Origin of the sequence: Micromonospora sp. NPDC047753 (genome assembly GCF_040642735.1) — a bacterium.
Taxonomy (GTDB): Bacteria; Actinomycetota; Actinomycetes; order Mycobacteriales; family Micromonosporaceae; genus Micromonospora.
The window spans coordinates 1-4,055 of sequence record NZ_JBEYSL010000561.1 but is presented as its reverse complement, the minus strand read 5'-3'; the positions used below and the strand labels follow the sequence as shown (position 1 = coordinate 4,055).

General features: G+C 71.9%; 2 protein-coding genes and 1 pseudogene. 1 reads left to right on the top strand and 2 read right to left on the bottom strand.

The window, feature by feature from the left end:
- Together ABZ749_RS30880 and ABZ749_RS30875 are read right to left on the bottom strand one after the other, a co-directional pair.
- Nucleotides 1-158: glycogen/starch synthase (locus ABZ749_RS30880; RefSeq protein WP_355008434.1), on the bottom strand; the 158-nt coding region annotated here is incomplete at its 3' end.
- Nucleotides 159-294: 136 nt separating this feature from the next.
- Entirely contained in the window at nt 295-2,238 is a 1,944-nt protein-coding gene (locus tag ABZ749_RS30875) for an amylo-alpha-1,6-glucosidase (RefSeq protein WP_357233933.1), read from the bottom strand.
- 42 nt (nt 2,239-2,280) lie between these two features.
- Between ABZ749_RS30875 and ABZ749_RS30870 the strand changes: the two are divergent.
- A pseudogene (locus ABZ749_RS30870) lies at nt 2,281-4,055 on the top strand (glucosidase); the annotation flags it as partial.

Here is a 4,055-nt window from a genome sequence, read left to right as displayed (position 1 = left end):
ACGGTGACTTCGTGGCCGGCGGCGGCGAGGGCGACGGAGAGGGCGTGCACGTGTCGGCCGAGGCCGCCGACGAGCACCGGCGGGTACTCCCAGGAGAGCATCAGCACCCGCAGCTGTCGGGCGGGGTTGATGTCGATCACGTGGGCATCGAGTGACATGCGGCCCCCTTTGAGTTGTCCCCGGGCGCGCGCCGACAGACACCGAATTGATGTCGCCGTCGCGTCTGGATCGAGGCCAATCCTGCCGGGATCGCGATAACCAGCGGCGACACCACCGTTGCGGTCGTGTAAAGCGCTACTGGCTCTTTCGCCGCACCCGCAGCAGCTCGGCCACCGACCACGCCTGGAACGGGCACCCGGTAGCGGTGTGCGGCGCGAGGCCATCGGCCGTCTCGCTCACTGAGCCTAACCCATATTCCATCAAATGGGACTCAATGCCGACGAATACGTCATCGACGGACATCCTCCCCCGCCGGGCGGCGTCCACGTACGGGCCGAGCAACCACGGCCAGACCGTGCCCTGGTGGTAGCCCCCGTCCCGCTCGGCCGGGCCGCCCCGGTGCCGGCCCACGAACTCCGCGGAATCCGGGGCCAGACTGCGCGGCCCGAGCGGGGTGAGCAGACCGCCCCCGACCCGCCGCACCGTCGCCTCGTCCGGCTCCATCGGCGCGTACGGCAGCGACCAGGCCAGCAGCTGGTTGGGACGCAACGCGTCGTCGTCGTGCACCGCGGCGCCACCCAACGGGTACGCCGGCGCGGGCGCGTCCAGCACGTCGTGCAGCCAGCCGGTCGGGGTTGGGAACCGCTCCCGGAACGAGGCGGTGGCCTGCCGGTGGAGTCGCCACAGCTCGTCGGCGTCCTGCCCGGCCAGCTCGGCCAGCTCCGCGAGCCCGGCCAGCCCGTTGATCCACAGCGCGTTGACCTCGACCGGCTTACCGGTCCGCGGGGTGACCGGCACCCCGTACACCCGGGCATCCATCCAGGTCAGCGCGGTGCCGGCGGCGCCCTGGGTGAGCAGCCCGTCGGCCGGGTCGACCCGGATCCCGTACCGGGTGCCGGCGGTGTGCGCGTCGACCACAGTGCGCAGCGCCGGCAGCAGCTCGTCGCCGAGGTCGGTGTCGCCGGTGACGGTGACGTGCCGGCTCACCGCGTGCAGGAACCACAGCGTGCCGTCGACGGTGTTGTACTCCACCCGACCGGTGTCGGCCGTGTTGGCGAGCATCCCCTCGGACAGCGTCGCCGCGTACGCCCGCAGCAGCTCCCGACCCTCGTCGGCGCGACCCGTGCAGAGGAACAGCCCCTCGTACGAGATCATCGTGTCCCGCGACCACGCCCCGAACCACGGGTACCCGGCCACCACGTCGACCGCCGCCTGGTCGGTGCGCACCACGAACGCGTCGGCGGCCAGCGCCAGGGTGGCGTCCACGTCGTCGGCCGGCTTCGCCGTCGCCACCACCAGCCGGTTGCGCCGCCGGGCCGTGGCCACGATCTCCGTGCCCGGCGGCGGCTCCTCGTCGAGCCGACCGGCCCAGGCCCGCACCGACACCGTGTCGCCGGGGCGTTCCAGCTCACCGGAGAAGCGGCCCGCGTACCAGAGATCCTCGTCCGCGTTCAGACCACGGTTGGCCTCCTCGCGGTGGTGCACGCCCAGCCACCACTGCCCCTCGGGCGTCCAGCCCGGGCCGGCGAGCCGGTACGCGCCCTCGACCACCGCGCCGTCGGCCACCGCCTCGACCTGCGGGACCGGGCCGTCGGCCCGCCGTTCGCCGTGCGCGTCCCGCCAGGTGCAGGCGGCCGACAGCTCCAGCCGCACGGGACCACCGGCGACCAGTCGGTGCACCACCGCGACGCAGGAGCGGCCGGGCAGCATGGCCAGCTCCCGTTCGATGACCACCGCGCCGATCCGCCACCGCCACCGGGGCAGCCCGTCGACCAGGTCGAAGCGCTCCAACAGCTCGAAGCCGCGCGGGTCCACGTCGCCGGAGGCCCACTCGTGCGCGCCGAGGCGGACCCGTACGCCGGACGGCAGGGTGACCGCCGGATCAAGACTGACCAGTCCCACCTGACGGGACGCCGGCGTTTCGCCGGGAACCACCAACAGGCCGTGGTAGCGACGTGTCCGCAGCCCGCCGACGGTGCCCATCGCGTAGCCGCCGAGGCCGTCGGGGACCAGCCACTCCCGGCTGGCCGCGCTGGTCAGATCGCCGCAGACCTGCGGGCCGAACCGAATGTCGATCAAGTTTCCTCCACCGGCGGCAACGTGTAACACGCCACGACGAGAATGGCCGCTGTGGTCAAGTACCGCGGCGACGTCAAAGATGTGCACGTGATCACTGACCGATCGTCCTCCGACGCCTCGCCACCCGACGCTGAGCGGCTCCGGCTCGCCCAGGCCGACTCGGGGGAGCAGGACTGGCGTGCATGGGGTCCCTATCTGTCCGAGCGGGCGTGGGGGACGGTACGGGAGGACTACAGCGAGCACGGTACGGCCTGGGACTACTTCCCGCATGACCATGCGCGGTCCAGAGCCTACCGGTGGAATGAAGACGGGATGGCCGGCGTCTGCGACGAACGACAGACCTTCGCGTTCGCCCTCGCCCTCTGGAACGGCAAGGACCCGATCCTCAAGGAGCGGATGTTCGGCCTCGGCGGCGACAGCGGCAACCACGGAGAGGACGCCAAGGAGTACTGGTGGTACGAGGACTCCACGCCCACCCACTCCTGGATGCGCTGGCGCTACCACTACCCGCAGGCCGCCTTCCCGTACGACGAACTCGTCGCGGTGAACGCGTTGCGCGGCCGCGACGACACCGAGTACGAGCTGGTCGACACCGGGATCTTCGACGACGACAGGTACTGGGCGGTGACGGTCGACTACGCCAAGGCGTCCCCGACCGACCTCTGCATGGTGGTGACCGTCGCCAACCGGGGCGACCAGGCGGCCACCCTGCACGTCCTGCCCACCCTGTGGTTCCGTAACACCTGGTCCTGGGGTCTGCCCGGCGGCGACCGGATCCCCCGGCTGACCGGTCAGGGCACCCGCCTCGTCGGCGAACACCGGGTGTTCGGCCAACTGCTGCTGGAGGGCGACGGCGGCCCGGTGCCGCTGCTCTGCGACAACGACACGAACGCCGAACGGCTCTGGGGCCTGCCCGGCCGCTCCCCGTACCCGAAGGACGGCATCAACGACCACGTCGTCAACGGCGCGGCCACTGTCAACCCGGCCCGGGAGGGCACCAAGGGCGCGCTGCACTACGTGCTCGACGTGCCGGCCGGCGGGCAGCGCCAGATCCGGCTGCGGCTGACCCGCACCGCGTCGCCGCCGGCCGCCGCACCGCCGCCCCCGGCCGACCTCAGCGAGGGCTTCGAGGCCGTGGTGTGGGCGCGGCGGGCCGAGGCGAACCGGTTCTTCGCCGGAGTCATCCCGCCGGCCGCCACCCCCGACGAGGCGCTGGTCGCCCGGACGGCGATCGCCGGGCTGATGTGGGGCAAGCAGTTCTACCACTTCGACGTCAAACGGTGGCTCGACGGCGACCCGGGCTCGACACCGCCGGCCGGGCGTCGGCACGGGCGCAACAGCGCCTGGTGGCACATGACCAGCTTCGACGTCATCTCCATGCCGGACCCGTGGGAATACCCCTGGTACGCGGCCTGGGACCTGGCGTTCCACTGCGTGAGCATCGCCCGGGTCGACCCGGGCTTCGCCAAGGAGCAGATCCTGCTCCTGCTCCGCGAGTGGTACCTGCACCCCAACGGGCAGATCCCGGCGTACGAGTGGGCGTTCGGTGACGTGAACCCGCCGGTGCACGCGTGGGCGGCGCTGAAGGTGTTCGAGATCGACGGCGGCCGGGACTACGAGTTCCTGGCCCGGGTGATGCACAAGCTGCTGCTCAACTTCACCTGGTGGGTCAACCGCAAGGACACCGGCGGCAACAACGTCTTCGAGGGCGGCTTCCTCGGGCTGGACAACGTCGGGCCGTTCGACCGCTCGGCCCGCGAAGGTCAGCCAGTCGGTGATCCGGGGGGCCGGCCAGCCCGGCAGGGTGGTCATCCCGT